Here is a 16,728-nt window from a genome sequence, read left to right on the forward strand (position 1 = left end):
CAAGGATGATTTCTTTAGAAATGAGAAGGAAACGTTTTCTTTGTAATTTAAATGGAAAACAGGTAAATCAACAGGTATACTAGCATGTATAAACAGAGGAAGGTTGGAGGTTATGGAAAATAAATTAAAAAAAGAAATTAATTTATTTGGCGCATTGTCAACAGTTATGGGGACAGTGATTGGTGCAGGAGTATTTTTTAAAACAGCCTCCGTTGTTTCGCATACGCAATCGCCAAGTTTAACACTATTTGCTTGGTTATTAGGTGGGATTTTGACAATTTGTGCAGGATTAACCGTGGCAGAACTTGCGACTGCTATACCAGAAACAGGTGGCGCAGTAAAATATATTGAAGTAGCTTATGGAAAATTGCCAAGTTTTTTATTAGGCTGGGCACAAAGCCTCATTTATTTTCCTGCAAATATTGCAGCGTTATCGATTATTTTTGGTACACAGTTTGTGAACTTATTTCATCTATCAACGACTTATTTACTGCCTGTAGCGATTATCGCAGCTATATCAGTAACAGGATTAAACCTATTGGGGACAAAAGTCGCTTCCACCGTTCAATCCGCCACACTTGTAATTAAATTAATTCCTATTGCAGTGATTGTATTAATGGGTCTTTTTACTACAGGAGAGGTCAGTTTTTCTCTCTTTCCAATTGAAGCTGGAAAAGAGGTTTCTTTTTTTGAAGGCTTGAGTGGTGCACTACTAGCTACTTTATTTGCCTATGATGGCTGGCTCGGTGTGGGCGCAATGGCTGGAGAAATGAAACGACCCGAAAAGGATTTACCTAAAGCAATTATTTTAGGGTTGAGCTTTGTGACACTGATTTACACGCTGGTTAATTTTGTTTTTCTTAAGAGCTTGCCTGTCGAAGTTATTTCTGGGAATTTAAATGCAGCTTCGGAAGCCTCAACGGTGATTTTTGGCTCAGGTGGCGGGAAAATTGTTACATTAGGGATTTTGATATCAGTCTACGGTGCCTTGAATGGCTATACATTGACGGGCATCCGTGTGCCTTACGCAATGGCACTTGAAAATGAGTTGCCGTTTAGCAAACAGTTTAGAAAAGTTTCAAAAAAATATGTGGCGCCTTACGTTGCAGCGATTGTTCAGTTAGTTATTGCGCTGGTTATGATGCAGTTAGGGACGTTTGATTTACTGACAGATATGCTTGTTTTTGTGATGTGGCTATTTAGTGTATTGATTTTTGTAGCAGTCTTTATTTTGAGAAAACGAGAACCGGATATGATTCGTCCATACAAAGTTCCTCTCTATCCTTTTGTTCCTCTAGTAGGCATTGCGGGGGCACTCTTTATCTTAATTGCGACCATTTTGACGCAGACTCTTCTGGCGCTTATTGGTATCGGCGTTACGCTGCTAGGGATTCCTGTTTACTACTATCAACAAAAAACAAAGAGTTAAATTTTTATAAATAGGACTTTCTAAAATGAGGGGACTCAAGTATAGTTAGAGTATTGTTGTAATAGGGAAAGATACAATTGAGTGGAAACAAACTATTTTGCCTTGAGAACAAAAGCTGTTATCAAAAGCTCTCATTTCTAGCGAGTGATGAGAAAAAATATAGTTGGAGAAATCCATTTCTTACTAGCCTTTATTAAGATTTAAAGAGTCCAAAAGATAACTTTTTGAGTTATGCCCTAGACTCTACTGATCTTCACAAAAACAAATGTTTAAGGAGACCATTATGGAGAAACAAAAAACTGAGAGTGTTTTATCACGATTTATTAAAGGAGTTATCATTGCATTAGGCTTTATTTTGCCAGGAGTATCTGGTGGGGTGCTTGCAGCAATTCTAGGAATCTATGAGCGGATGTTGAGCTTTATGGCTCATTTAACAAAGAACTTTAAACAGAACTTTCTTTTCTTTTTACCAGTTGGAATTGGTGGAATTGTCGGGATTGGCGTTTTATCCAAGCCACTGGAATGGCTGTTAGCAAATTATCAAATTATTGTGCTTTGGGGATTTGCCGGAGCGATTATTGGGACGCTTCCTGCTTTATTAAAGGAATCCACCAGCAAGCGAGAAAGACGGCCCATTGACGCTATTTGGTTTGTTGCGACATTGGTTATCGGCTTCTTCTTCTTGTACTTCATGGATGATTTTTTAGGAACGCTTCCAGCAAATTTCTTTGGTTTTGTAATCGCTGGCGGGTTAATTGCTTTGGGTGTATTGGTTCCAGGTCTTAGCCCATCCAATTTATTACTGGTTTTAGGACTGTATGATCCTATGCTGAAGGGCTTTAAATCATTTGATATTGTCGGTGTATTTGTCCCAATCGCTATAGGTGGAATCGTTGTTATGTTATTATTCTCAAAACTTATGGAGTGGTTGTTAGCGAAGTTTCACTCTCAGGTGTACCACTTTATTATTGGGATTGTTTCTGCATCTACACTTTTAATCGTGATTCCTCCTGTTGCAGATTATTCAGGAGCAAACGGTGTAACGCTCATCATGAGTATTATCTTATTTGCGCTAGGTGCATGGCTAGGGCTGTGGATGAGTAAGTTAGAAGATAAATATAAATAAAATGAGCGGTCAGGACAGAAGTGTTCGGCTTGTTAGCGAAGTTTTCAACTCAAGCACGTTTCACGCGTAGAAGTTGTTGAGAGGAAAACGAAGTGGAGACCTTCAATTCTCAATCTTTATTAAGATTTTACGAGAGAAGGTGGGACATAACTAATTAAGTTATTCCACACCTTTGTAAACTCTTAATAAACGGCGGGAACAGAAGCAACTCCTTCGAAAATAAGCTGAAATTCCCAAAGATTTGAGGAACAATCTTCGTGAATTCCTTCTTATTTCTCGGAGCTGAACACTTCTGTCCCGACCTCTCTCTTTTTGTCATAATTCTACACAAAATTAATCACTTCATATTTATTTCAGGTTCATTTTCAATACAAATAGCTTTGATGAGATTGGATGTAAAAGAATAGGCAGAAGTAGGGGGACATGAGATAGTGGATTTTTTCAGTGTATAGAGTGAAAGAGGGGGTTATCCGTATCCGAAAATAATGTATTGAGTAATCTCCTGTGTTATTCCAGTTCTAATACTCGGATTCATATCTGTGCAAAAAATAACCACTTAGCGATGTTTAATCAGTACACACTCCTTTCAAAAGAAGAATTGAGCGCATGGTGGAACTATTTTATCGACTAGCTTATATGAAAAACAGAAGAAAGAGGGCGAAACTGGATTAAGACTGTCTATTGTGAATCAGCGAGTACATCGAAATGAGTAATCCTATACCTTTGAAGAGAGCCTAAACAAGGATGAGAAGGTGTTCATATTCTATTTTGTGAGCTATTTCTCTGGAAAATTCAATGAATAGAATAACGAAAAAATAAAAAAATGAAGCAAGACTATTGACAAATGAATCAATTCCCTATATTCTTCATTGTAAGCTTTAAAACTTTTTAGCGCAGTAGGAAATAGATTCTATGTTCAGAAAGTCGATGGTTGCTGAGAATCGATCAGATCTATTTAACGAAGTACACTAAAATTTTATGAACAACTAAATAATATGTGAAAGAAAAACAAGAAATTGTTTTTAAATTAAGGTGGTACCGTGGAGAAATTCGCCCTTAGCTTATAAAAGCTAGGGCGAATTTTTTTCGTTAACCAAGAGAGGACGAGCAGCATGAACTGTGGGGGAATTATCCGATATCGTTCCAACAATCAACGAAGGAAGTTACGAAATATGAATTGATTGTGAGGAATTGAAAAATGAAAAAAGTAAAACAGCCTAGCCTATTGGAAGCTAGTATTATGTTAATTATCGTGGTAGCAACGATTGCCATTGGAGTTATTGGATTTAAAATATCACCGAATATCTCTATCTTGCTTGCTATAGGAATCGTGATGAGCTACATGGCAATTAGACGTATGCCCTTTGACATGATTCATGAGGGAATTATTGAAGGGATTAAACCGGGAATCATTCCAATCTTTATTTTTATCTTAGTTGGTTCATTAATTGCTGTCTGGATTCAAGCAGGAATCATCCCTACACTAATGGTTGTCGGATTTAAAATTATCAGTGTGAAATGGTTTGTCCCCTCTGTATTTGTTGTTTGTGCGATTGTCGGAAGTGCGGTTGGAAGTGCCTTTACTGTAATGTCTACAATTGGTATTGCGTTTTTTGGGATTGGAACAACGCTAGGGTTAAATCCCGCACTAGTCGTGGGAGCCATTGTATCTGGTGCGGTGTTTGGAGATAAAATGTCTCCATTGTCTGAATCAACCAATTTATCTGCGGCCATTGTTGAAGCTGATTTATTCAGACATATCAAGAATTTGATGTGGTCTACTATTCCAGCATTTGTTGTATCACTGGGCTTGTTTGCTTTATTAGGAGTGAATAATCAGGTAGTTAGCTTATCGAAAATTGATGAAGTCATCCAAGTGCTTGAAGCTAATTTTTCTATCTCAATTTGGTCGTTTATCCCGATTGCTTTAATGTTCATCTGTGCATGGAGAAAAATTCCTGCCATTTTGACAATCTTATTGAATATTGGGGTTGCCGTTGTGATGATTTTTATCCAGAATCCGGGAACGAAAATTACAAGCTTAGGTGCGGTGATTGAATCTGGATTTGTTTCTACTACGGGAAATCAAGAAATAGATTTACTTCTTTCACGTGGAGGAATTGAAAGTATGATGCCAACGGTTTCCTTAATTATCTTAACCTTATCACTTGGCGGGTTATTAATGGAAACAGGCTTGGTCTCTACGGTGATGGAGGTTGTGGCAAAAAAATTAACTTCTCCAGCACGGTTAATTTCAACCACTTTATTCACTAGTATCGGTGTAAATATATTTATTGGCGAACAATTTTTATCCGTGATTCTTCCAGGAAATGCGTTTAAAGAGGTGTACAAAAAAGCCAATCTTGATCCAGTGGTATTAGGAAGAACGCTGGAAGATGGGGGAACAGTTATCAACTACCTAATTCCATGGGGAATTGCTGGAAGTTTTGTTGCCAGCACCTTTGGCATCCCTACGTTAACGTACCTGCCATTTGTATTCTTCAGCCTCTTATCTCCTGTATTTTCACTAGTAAGTGCCTTTACTGGCATTGGGGTAAAGAAACTCGATCCAGACCCTATCCAACCTGAACCAAAAATAGAAATGTAAAGTAGTTTATAGGAAGAGGACGGGACAGAAGTGTTCAGATCCAAGAAATAAGAAGGAATTCACGAAGATTGTTCCTCAAATCTTTGGGAATTTCAGCTTATTTTCGAAGGAGTTACTTCTGTTCCCGCCGTTTATTAAGATTTTACGAGAGTGAGATATAACTTAAATAGTTATGTCTCACTCTCTTTTTTTATTAAAACCCGAACGTTTTTCTTTTTTTGAAATAACGTTCGGGTTTTATCCGTTTTCATTTATTTGATAGAAAAATGAGAAAAAACTTATTTTCTCATTCTAAATATAACATTATGAAAGAAATGGATAAGAATTACTTGATTTCAATGGATAATCAGATAAACACGAACATTAAAACTTATTTTTACCTATATTGTTTTCTTTTTGATTAAAGGTTATAATTCGAATTGTTAGAAATTAATTTTGATAATAGATAAAAAAGGAATGATTTTGTTCGGTTTTAAGAAAATGTTCCTTATTTTCTGTTCATTGCGTTTATTAGGAGGAGTTTATTTGTTGGAAGAAGAACGAGCTATGGGGAAAACGGGTGTATTTGAAAAAATATTTCACTTAAAAGAATCAGGAACGACGATTCGTACAGAGTTTCTTGCGGGATTAACGACATTTATTTCTATGTCATATATTTTATTTGTCAATCCAGATATTTTAGGTGCTGCAGGGATGGACAAAGGTGCGGTATTCACTGCGACCGCTCTTTCTGCCATTATTGGTTGTCTTCTGATGGCCTTTCTGGCGAACTACCCAATTGCAATCGCACCGGGACTTGGTGATAATGCCTTCTTTACATATTCCGTGGTCATTGCTATGGGAGTACCTTGGGAAACAGCGATGGCAGGTGTAATGGTTGCATCGATTCTTTTTATCATTATTTCATTTATGAAAATACGTGAGATTGTTATTGACGCTATTCCACATGATTTAAAGCTTGCGATGTCAGCTGGGATTGGGATTTTTATTGCTTTTGTAGGATTACAAGGCGGAGGACTCATCGTAAAAGACGATTCTACATTGGTTACGATTGGCTCATTTGCTAGCGGAGAAACTTGGTTAACTATTTTTGGCTTTTTTGTGATTATTCTACTAATTGCAAAAAAAGTACCAGGTGCTATTTTTATCGGATTGGTGGCAAGCACAATTCTTGGGTTGGTCACTCAAATTATTCCATTGCCAACACAAATCGTGTCTTCTGTTCCAAGTTTAAAGCCGACGTTTGGTATGGGCTTAAAACATTTGGGAGAAATCAATAATTTTCAAATGTGGGCAGTGGTGTTGCTTTTCTTATTAGTTGCATTTTTCAATACAGCAGGAACCCTAATTGGCTTAGCAGAGCAGGCAGGTTTTATGAAAGATAATAAAATGCCTCGAGTGGGTCGAGCACTTGCCGCAGATTCAGGTTCAATGCTTGCAGGTTCAGTGATGGGGACAACACCAACAGCCGCTTATGTAGAATCTTCAGCAGGAATTGCGTTAGGCGGACGAACAGGATTAACAGCGTTGGTTGTGGCAGGATTTTTCTTCTTAAGCATGTTTTTCTCACCACTACTTGCAGTGGTAACTTCACACGTAACCGCCCCTGTCTTGATTGTTGTGGGCATTTTAATGGCTGAGCCGTTAAAAGGGATTAATTGGCAAAAATTTGAAATTGCCGTTCCAGCCTTTTTAATCGTTGTCGGTATGCCGTTGACTTATAACATTTCTTATGGGATTGCATTTGGCTTTTTGACTTATCCACTCTTAATGGTCGCTTCAGGAAAAGCTAAAAAAGTTCATCCCGTGATGTACGCACTATTCTTTGTATTTGTTCTACTACTTTATATCTTAAATACAGTAAATTAACGAAAAGGAGCACATAAAATGAAAATGACAGCAGAGTTATTAAAAGAGTATATTAAAGCCGGAGGTGCAAAAATTCCTTCTGATACAATTATCAAAAATGGACAGCTGGTAAATGTGATGACAAATGAAGTTTATCCAGCAGATGTTGCTATTTATAAAGGGAAAATTGTAACGGTTGGCAATGTAGAAGGTTATGGCGGAGAAGAAACAACCATTGTTGATGCCCAAGGGAAATATCTAGTTCCTGGTTTAATTGACGGACATATCCATGTTGAATGCAGCAAAATGAGTATGACAAGTTTTTCAAAAGCAGTGACACCTTACGGAACAACCAGTGTCATCTCAGGATTAGATGAGTATATCTCAGTCGTTGGTATGGATGGATTAAAAGAAGTCTTTAAAGAAATCGAAAATCTGCCATTAAGAGTGTATTGGGGCGCACCGTATAAAACTCCTTATACGATTCCTCAATCAACTATTGCATACAACATTACACCAGAAGTTCAAAAAGAAGTACAATCTTGGCCAGAGTGTTTTGGTGTGTGGGAAACAGTTCGTGAAGCTGTTCAAACACTTGATGAAGATACAATGGAGACATTAGCTATTGCTCACAATAACCATTTACCAATTTTTGGCTGTGCTCCTATGGCTCGTGGAAAACACTTGAATGAGTATTTATCAGCAGGTATCCGCTTGGATCACGAGAGCTATGACCATGAAGAAATTGTTGAAAAAGCACGTAATGGGATGCATATTTTGATTCGTGAATCTTCTGTTACGCATTTCTTAAAAGAAAATATCCGTGCGGTTACCGAAGTAAATTCGGCAATTGCACGCCGCACAAGTTTTTGTACGGACGATGTTCATGCGACAGATATTTTAACACATGGTCATGTGGACAACGTGGTTCGTTTGGCAATTGAAGCTGGTGTTGCGCCAATGACAGCTATCCAAATGGCAACAATCAATAGTGCAGAAGCCTACCGTATTGATGACCAAGTTGGGTCAATTGCACCTGGTAGATTTGCAGACATTTTATTTGTTGATTCATTAGAAGAATTCAACATTGATACAGTTATTAGTAAAGGCGAAGTAGTAGCCAAGAATAACAAAATGGTCGTGGACTTACCAGCCGTTGAACGCACACCTCTTCTTGCTTCAAAACTAAAATGCGAGATGACTACTCCTGAAACTTTTGAATATAAAGTTGGAATTCAAAACGGAACAGCAAAAATTCGTGCGATTGAAAGTCACGGGGCCTTTGTCCGTAAAGAAAAATTTGTAACGCTTGATGTGAAGGATGGAAAAGTTGTTTTAGATGTTGAAAAAGATGTGGCAATGGTTTCTGTATTAGAACGTTTTGGAAAAAATGGCAACAAGGCGCTTGGGTTTGTTGCTGGCTGGGGAATGAAACGCGGAGCGATGGCGTCTTCTTCTGCACCAGATGATAATAATCTGATTGTAATGGGTACAAACTCAGAAGATATGTCACTAGCCATCAACACATTAATTGAATGTGGCGGCGGACAAGTGATTGTGGCGGACGGTAAAGTGACAAGCTTATTGAAATTACCAATTGGCGGGATTGTAACAGACGAAGATCCTGAAGTGTTGGTTGCAGCCGAAGCTCAGATGCATAAAGAAATTGCTGTGTTAGGTAGCAGTGTTCCTGATCCAATGTTTTATATGAGCTTCCTGCCAATCACCGCAATTCCAGATTTAGCGATTACAGATGTTGGAAATGTAGACTGTGTTACTTTAGAAATTTTTGATCCAATTACTGAATTAATTGAAGACTAAATTTATAGAGGAGCTGTGACAAAGAAAATGAATAAACAAGACTTAACGAAGCTTATTGATGTAGCTGCTGGAAGAAAACCTGCAGACCTTGTGCTGAAAAACGGCGTCATTATTGATGTGTATCAAGGAACGACTATGCAGGGCGATGTGGCCATTGTAGATGGAAAAATTGCTGGTATCGGTGATGAATATGAAGGAAAAGAAATTCGTGATTTAAAAGGCAAATATATTGCTCCTGGATTCATTGATCCACATATTCATGTGGAGTCGTCATATGTCACACCTGAAGAATTTGGTCGTCTCCTAGTTCCTCATGGGACAACGACTGTAATGGCTGATCCGCATGAAATCGTAAATGTTGCGGGATTAAAAGGATTGGATTATATGATTGAAGCAGCCAAGCATACTGCATTGGATATTCAATATATGCTCCCTTCTTGTGTACCTGCAACGAATATGGAAAACGCAGGAGCTATTTTAACTGCAGCAGATATGGAAGCTCCTTTAAAAGAGGGAAAAGCAGAGGGTCTTGCTGAATTCATGGATTTCCCCGGGGTGATTCATGCACAAGAATCAGTAATTGATAAGCTGTTAGTAGCAAAAAACTTGAATAAACGAATTGATGGTCACAGCCCGATGGTTTATGGGAAAGAATTGAATGCCTATGTTGCAGCTGGCGTGGAAAATGACCATGAATGTTCAACTGTGGAAGAATTACAGGATCGCCTCTCTCGCGGGATGTATGTCTTTTTACGAGAAGGCTCTGTGACTCAAAATTTACGTGCACTTTTAAAAGGAGTGACAACGCAAAACGCACGACGTTGTGTGTTATGTGGCGATGATGTTCAAGCAAAAACCATTTTAGAAAAAGGGCACTTGGATAATAGTGTGCGAATTTGTATTGAAGAAGGCGTTGATCCGATTCAAGCTATCCAGATGGGGACAATCTTTACCGCAGAATGTTGTCAGCTATTTGACCGTGGCGCAGTTGCCCCAGGATTAAAAGCGGATTTAATCATCTTCTCTGATTTATCAAATTTTGTCGTAGAGGATACCTACATCGATGGAAATCTCGTTGCAGAAAATGGAAAGTATACGGTACCGTTTACGAGAGCTGCAATGGATTCAGTTCAATCAAGTGTGCACATTGGTGATTTTTCTGTAGACAAGTTAGTTTTACCACTTACATCTGATAAAGCACGCGCTATTGGGGTTATTCAAACAGAAGCCTTAACAAATGAAGCCATTGTCGATGTCACAAGAGATGAAAAAGGAAACTATCTCTATGATGAAACACAACCAGTTGCAAAAGTGGCGGTCGTGGAACGTCATCACAATACGGGAAATGTCTTTGTAGGACTGTTAAAAGATTATGGCATCAAAAAAGGAGCAATTGGTATTTCTATTGCCCATGATTCTCACAATCTCATTGTTACAGGAACAAACGATGCTGATATGGCATTTGCCATTGAACAGCTTAAAGAGCAAGATGGTGGGGTAGTTCTAGTAGCAGATGGAAAAGTGTTGGGCAGTATGGCGCTACCTGTTGGCGGACTGATGAGCGATTTAACAGGAGAAGAAGTGGTGGCACAACAAGAAGCAGTCAATGACATTGCCCATAATGTATTAGGCATCGCCCTTGATGTTGATCCAATCATGACGCTTGGCTTTATGTCTTTAGCGGTTATTCCTAATTTGAAAATAACAGATTTAGGCTTAGTCGATGTAACAAAATTTGAATTTGTCCCTGTATCAGTGGAAGGGTAAAAGAATACCAATAAACCTTTTGCAAATGTTAGTGCAAAAGGTTTTTTTCATTATTCGAAACATAAAAGAAGTTTCTATTTTACTTGTTTTACTGCGTGGGGAAACAAACATTTCTATACACAAAATCGTAATATACCGATAACCCAGATAAAAGGTTCAGACCGTTGTCTAGGTTATTTGGTCTGCACTTAAAACCTACGAGAAGGATACCTGACACAACAGACTAAACAATAGCAGAAAAATGAGTTCACAAGAGGGGGATAGATAACAAATAGTGGCTGATTAAATTATTTTTTGTAAGCGATTTTACAAAAGTTGCTATCAAATGGATTTGAATTGTAGTAAGTTCAACTTTACTATTTACTTAGGAGTTGAGGACATGATTGATGAAAGAAGTATTACGATTCTTCATGATTTAGTTTTCAGAAAAGAAAGAGATATTTGTAGAATTAGAGAAAAATACAATCTTAGCTATCGACAGTTTTCCTATTCAATACAGAAGATAAATAATTATGTATTAAATCAGGCACAAACGGAGATTGTCTTAGATGATAAGGAGGTCTTAATTAATAAAAAAGATGAACGCTTTCTTCAAGAGTATCTAATCAGTTTAGAAAAAAGACGAGATAGTTACTTAGATAAATCTGGTAGAAAATTATTCATCTTGTTGAAACTTGTTTGTTCATTTGATTACTTGTCCTTAGATGAATTTGTATACATGGTTCGTGCGAGTAAATCAACGGTTTTAAATGATGTCAAAGAGCTTAGAAAAGAATGTGGCACAAAAAAATTTCAAATCCGTTACTCTCGGGAAAAAGGGTATTACGTTACAGGAAATGAGTTAGCTATCCGATCACAACTTATGCAGAGCGTCATCCACTGTCTGTATGAGGATAATGGAGAAATGCTTATTCAAGAGTATATTCAGTGGGAAACGAAGCAGACATTGGCTGAATCAGAGAAAATAATTGCAGATGGAATCAGTAATTTTGCGATTCAGTTTGTTGAAAATAAACGAAAAGAGTTTATCTATTGTTTTCACTTGCTATCTGAACGATTCTTAAAAATGTCAATTAATAATGGAAAACAGATGGAAACGATTGATTATGAGTCAAAGGAATATCTATTTAGTTGCTATTTGTCCGAGCAGAAAGGCATCAAAAATAAAAAGAATATAACGTATATTTACACATGGATGTTGGGATTATCTACAGGAAATGCGGATGAAAATACTCGTGATCAGCCAATGATTAACCAATTGGTTCATCGATTAATTCACCGTTTTGAATCTTTAGCGGGCGTTAAATTTATGGAACGGCAAACAATTGCAAAAAGACTGTATGAGCATTTACGACCTGCTTATTATCGTTTGCTATACCAGCTCCCTATCATTAATCCGCTAAAAGACAAGATTAAGGAAGAATATGCCAAAATGTATTCTTTGGTAGAAGAGGCATTACAGCCACTACATTCAGTTTTTACCCATGAGATACCAGAAGATGAGATTGCCTATCTAACCGTCCATTTTGCAGCATCAATGTATAAACAAAAAGAGCAGCGAGTGTGCAGAAAAAAAGGATTAATTATTTGTCCAAGTGGGGTTGGAACATCAATTATCGTAAAAAGGGAACTAGAAGAATTATTTCCAGATATGGAGTTTTTATTGCAGGATTACCAAAAAAATATTTGTACGAAAGATATTCAGATTGTTTTTTCAACCTCTGTCTCATCAAGATTGCTGACACTGAACAAACCATTTTTGATTTTAAGTCCAATTATGAATGCAAAGGAAAAGTATCAAGTTATTTCAAAAGTATATGATTTGTTAAATGAGGAGGAGTTAGCTGATCCAACACTAAAAAAAGTAATGCTAACCGTAAAAAAACATGTTACTTCAAATCAATATAGATTGATAAAAAATGAATTGTATCAAAAAGAAAAACATCTTTCTAAAATTGTCGGAGAGGAAGGAATGAGCTATCCATTGTTAAGTGAAATAACTTCTGAATCATTAATTAAACTAAATATTGAAGCGGTGAACTGGGAGGACGCCGTAAGAAAGGCTACTCAGCCGTTAGTAGATCATGATAAAGTTAGTCCTCACTATATTGATGACATGATTAAAACTGCAAAAGAAAGTGGGCCTTACATTGTGATAACAAGGCATGTTGCTTTGCCTCATGCAAGACCTGAAGCAGGTGCAAAAGAAATAGCAATAAGTATTTCCACGTTGAAGACACCCATTACATTTGGAAATAAAGAAAACGATCCTGTTATGTATATATTTGGTTTGAGCGCACTTGACAATCAAACACATATTACTGCGATGGCAGAACTAGCGGAGTTATTGGATCAGCCAACATTTTATAAAACATTGAAACAAGCTAGGCATCCAAGAGAAATTATTGACTATATAAAAAAATATGAAAGGGAGTGTTATAAAGGATGAAGCAAGCATTAATTGCGTGTAGAACAGGAATGGGTTCAAGTATGATGTTAAAAATCAAAGTAAATCAGGTTGTGCGAGCCAATAAATTTCCCTTGGATATACAGCACAGCACCTTGGATGATGTAAAGAGTTTCAAGGGCGATTTAGTCATTACAATGGCGGATGTAGCAGATGAAATTCGTGGTCAGGTTCCCTATGTTATTGGTATAAAAAATTTGATGGACAAACAGGAGATTGAGGAGAAATTAAAACAGTTTTTTGCTGAGTACAACGAGGAGTAAGGAGTGAAACAATGGAAATTTTAAAAATTATCGTGTTTGACTTATTAGCATCTGCGCCTATATTAGTGGGCGTCATTGCATTAACAGGGCTCATATTGCAAAAAGAATCAGTGGATAAAATTATATCGGGCACCTTGAAGACGATTGTTGGATTTTTAGTTTTTGGTGTAGGATCAGCTGCTGCGGTAACCGCACTGGATAGCTTTCAAAAATTATTTGCAGATGGTTTTGGTTTAAAGGGCGTTCTCCCGCTGGCAGAGGCAGTAACTGCGTTGGCGCAACAACAATTTGGGACAACCGTTTCTTTAGTTATGCTAATTGGATTTGTTTGTAATTTATTAGTAGCTAAGTTTACACCTTTAAAGTATATCTTTTTAACAGGACAGCATAACTTGTATTTAGCTGCACTTTTGACAATTATGTTTAAAGCATTAGGACTAAGTAATACAATAATAATTATTTTTGGCGGTATTATTCTAGGCTTTTGTGCCGCACTATTTCCTGCTATTGCACAGCCGTATATGAGAAAAGTAACGGGTGATGATGAACTTGCGATGGGTCATTATGTAACGATTGGCTATGCGTTGTCAGGTTGGATTGGTTCAAAAGTTGGCACTCCGGAAAATAGTACGGAAAATTTGAAATTACCTAAATGGCTAACGATGTTTAAGGACTATGTAGTAGGCGTATCAATCACAATGATCATCTTTTTTTACATCGCTGCCATTGCTGCTGGAAAAACATCAGTAGAAACTTTATCTGGAGGTGTGAACTGGCTAGTCTATCCATTATTTCAAGGGTTAAGTTTTGCTGCCGCATTATATGTAATTATTACAGGAGTTCGACTTTTCCTTGGAGAAATTGTGAACGCTTTCGTTGGAATATCAGAAAAATTAATTCCTAATGCAAAACCAGCGTTAGATTGTCCAGTGGTGTTTCCTTTTGCACCGACTGCTACTGTTATTGGATTTTTATCTGCCTATATAGGTGGATTAGTTTGCATGGTAATTATGGGAATGCTTGGTAGTATAGTCATTATTCCTGTCGCCGTTCCTTACTTTTTCATTGGCGCGACAGCCGGTGTATTTGGAAATGCTACAGGTGGATGGAAAGGGTGTATCGCAGGTTCATTTGTTGTTGGGATTTTAATTGCGGTAGGTCCGGCTCTTATTTACCCAATCATGGAGAATATTGGTTTGACAGGGACCTCATTTCCTGAAACAGATTTTAATGTTGTGGGCTTACTTATTTACTATGTTGGAGAATTTATAAAAGGACTATTTTAATTACAAAAAATGGAGGAATTTAAATGAAGGAAACAAGCAGCTCAGTAGCAGCTATTCGTAGTTTAGTTGTTGATAGTGTAGAAAATGCAAATCATGGGCATATGGGGATGCCTTTAGGTGCAGCACCTATGGGGTATGAATTATTTAGAAATCAGATGAAACATAACCCAAAAAATCCTAAATGGTTTAATCGAGATAGATTTGTATTAACCTCAGGTCACGGGTCAATCTTGTTATATATATTACTCCATTTAAGTGGATACGACGTAACAATGGAAGATTTAAAAGCGTTTAGAAAACACGATAGTCGCACACCTGGACATCCTGAGGTTTTTCATACCCCAGGAGTAGAAGCGACTACGGGTCCTTTAGGGCAAGGGTTTTCTATGACTGTAGGACTAGCAATAGCTGAAGCCCATTTGCGTGCTCGTTTTAATAAACAGGACTATCCAGTAGTGGATCATTATACGTATACAATTTGTGGTGATGGGGATTTAGAAGAAGGAGTGGCTTTAGAATCAGCCGCAATTGCCGGAAATTTAGGGTTAGGAAAACTGATTGTTCTTTATGATTCAAATGATGTTACATCAGACGGGCCATTAACCCTTTCGTCAAGAGAAAATATACAAGAAAAATTTCAAGCAATGGGCTGGCAGACACTTTATGTAAAAGATGGCAATGATTTACAAGAAATTGCTCAGGCAATTGAGCAAGCAAAGCAAGAGAAAACGCAACCTACGTTAATTGAAGTGAAAAATATTATTGGATTTGGTTCTCATTTACAAGGAACAGAAAAAATTCACAGCAATCCTGTCGGTAAGACTGAAGCGGCGTATATTAAAGAAACAATAGGCTGGTCTCATGATGAATTTTTTGTTCCAGAAGAGGTCGTAGAGGATTTTTCAGAAGTGCTTCGTAAAGGTGAAGTAGACGAAGAAAATTGGCAGTTACTTATTGAACGCTATGCAAAAGAATATCCTGCCTTGTATGAAGAATTTAAAAAGATGATTGATGAAAAGTGTATTCTTTCTGAGACAGCATTAACTCCTTTCACAGAAGAAACGATGGCTACAAGAACAGCCTCTGGGAAAATGCTTAATCGAATCTATGAAGAATTACCTATTTTAGTAGGCGGATCAGCGGACTTGGCATCATCAAATAAAACAACGATAAACGGGCAGCCTTTTATGGAGAATGGGAATTACAAGGGACCAAATATCCACTTTGGTGTACGTGAATTTGCGATGGCTTCAATTGAAAATGGACTGACCTTACACGGCGGATTAAAAGGGTATTGCGGAACATTTCTAGTATTTTCTGACTATATGCGTTCAGCAATCCGCCATGCGGCTTTAATGGGCGTTCCTGTTACATTTGTCATGACTCACGATAGTATACAAGTGGGTCAAGATGGACCAACACATCAACCTATTGAGCATTTAATTTCTTTACGAGCGATGCCTAATTTAGTTGTATATCGTCCAGCAGATGCGAATGAAACAATCATTGGCTGGAAGTTAGCAATGGAGTCAAAAAACCAACCCTATCTTTTGGCGTTAGGAAGACACGAGGTTCCTGTTTTAAAAGAGGTGGATAAAGAAGGTGCTCAAAGAGGAGGATACATTCTTTCAGAAGACAGTCCAATTCCAGATATTCTGTTAATTGCGACAGGTTCGGAAGTTTCTATGGCAGTAGAAGCAAAAAAAGAATTATCTAAACAATTTAAAGTGAATGTCGTTTCTTTGCCAAGTTGGGAATTGTTCGACCAGCAGAATGAAGAATATAAAGAAAAGGTTCTACCTAGTGAGTGTCCAAATAGATTGTCAATAGAATTGGGCTCTACAATTGGTTGGAGCAAATATGTCGGAAATTTTGGAGAATCTCTAGGGATAGATAGCTATGGAAAATCTTCTCCAGCAAGTGAATTACTTGAAGAGTTTCAGTTTACCGTCAACCATATCGTGAAAGCCGCAAAATCTATGTATGAGAAAAATAAATAAAACGTAAATTTCCTCCGTATGCATCAATGAGGGAGGAAAAAGAAGAGTTCCTTTTCTTCCCAACCTTTATCAAAATTTCATGAAGGCGAGGTATAACATAATTAATTATGTAT

Annotated in this window: 10 protein-coding genes; all 10 read left to right on the forward strand. The window is 37.5% G+C overall.

The genetic code is table 11. The features are described 5' to 3' along the window. Positions 1 to 112 precede the first annotated feature (112 nt). Positions 113 to 1,429: an APC family permease gene (locus tag I589_RS13520; protein ID WP_010768334.1), complete on the forward strand. Its 1,317-nt coding sequence runs from the start codon at positions 113 to 115 to the stop codon at positions 1,427 to 1,429. 283 nt (positions 1,430 to 1,712) lie between these two features. Further along, entirely contained in the window at positions 1,713 to 2,555 is an 843-nt protein-coding gene (locus I589_RS13525) for a DUF368 domain-containing protein (RefSeq protein WP_010768335.1), read from the forward strand. A 1,198-nt stretch (positions 2,556 to 3,753) separates the two neighbouring features. Continuing rightward, entirely contained in the window at positions 3,754 to 5,163 is a 1,410-nt protein-coding gene (gene nhaC, locus I589_RS13530) for a Na+/H+ antiporter NhaC (protein WP_010768336.1), read from the forward strand. Between the two features lie 546 nt (positions 5,164 to 5,709). After that, positions 5,710 to 7,032: an NCS2 family permease gene (locus tag I589_RS13535; RefSeq protein WP_034685380.1), complete on the forward strand. Its 1,323-nt coding sequence runs from the start codon at positions 5,710 to 5,712 to the stop codon at positions 7,030 to 7,032. Positions 7,033 to 7,050: 18 nt separating this feature from the next. After that, on the forward strand, positions 7,051 to 8,832 hold the full coding sequence (locus tag I589_RS13540) for an adenine deaminase (protein WP_010768338.1): 1,782 nt from the start codon (positions 7,051 to 7,053) through the stop codon (positions 8,830 to 8,832). A 27-nt stretch (positions 8,833 to 8,859) separates the two neighbouring features. Further along, entirely contained in the window at positions 8,860 to 10,599 is a 1,740-nt protein-coding gene (gene ade / locus I589_RS13545; protein ID WP_010768339.1) for an adenine deaminase, read from the forward strand. Between the two features lie 379 nt (positions 10,600 to 10,978). Continuing rightward, on the forward strand, positions 10,979 to 13,048 hold the full coding sequence (locus tag I589_RS13550) for a BglG family transcription antiterminator (RefSeq protein WP_010768340.1): 2,070 nt from the start codon (positions 10,979 to 10,981) through the stop codon (positions 13,046 to 13,048). Next, positions 13,045 to 13,329 carry a PTS sugar transporter subunit IIB gene (locus tag I589_RS13555; RefSeq protein ID WP_010768341.1) on the forward strand — a complete coding sequence of 95 codons (285 nt, stop codon included), beginning with the start codon at positions 13,045 to 13,047 and terminating at the stop codon, positions 13,327 to 13,329. Before I589_RS13550 ends, I589_RS13555 begins: the two co-directional genes overlap by 4 nt. A gap of 11 nt (positions 13,330 to 13,340) precedes the next feature. Continuing rightward, positions 13,341 to 14,615, forward strand: coding sequence for a PTS ascorbate transporter subunit IIC (gene ulaA / locus I589_RS13560; RefSeq protein ID WP_010768342.1), 1,275 nt, complete (start codon positions 13,341 to 13,343; stop codon positions 14,613 to 14,615). Positions 14,616 to 14,638: 23 nt separating this feature from the next. Continuing rightward, entirely contained in the window at positions 14,639 to 16,615 is a 1,977-nt protein-coding gene (tkt, locus tag I589_RS13565) for a transketolase (protein WP_010768343.1), read from the forward strand. Positions 16,616 to 16,728 lie beyond the last annotated feature (113 nt).

It is taken from the genome of Enterococcus phoeniculicola ATCC BAA-412, from assembly GCF_000407505.1.
GTDB classification, from domain to species: domain Bacteria; phylum Bacillota; class Bacilli; order Lactobacillales; family Enterococcaceae; genus Enterococcus_K; species Enterococcus_K phoeniculicola.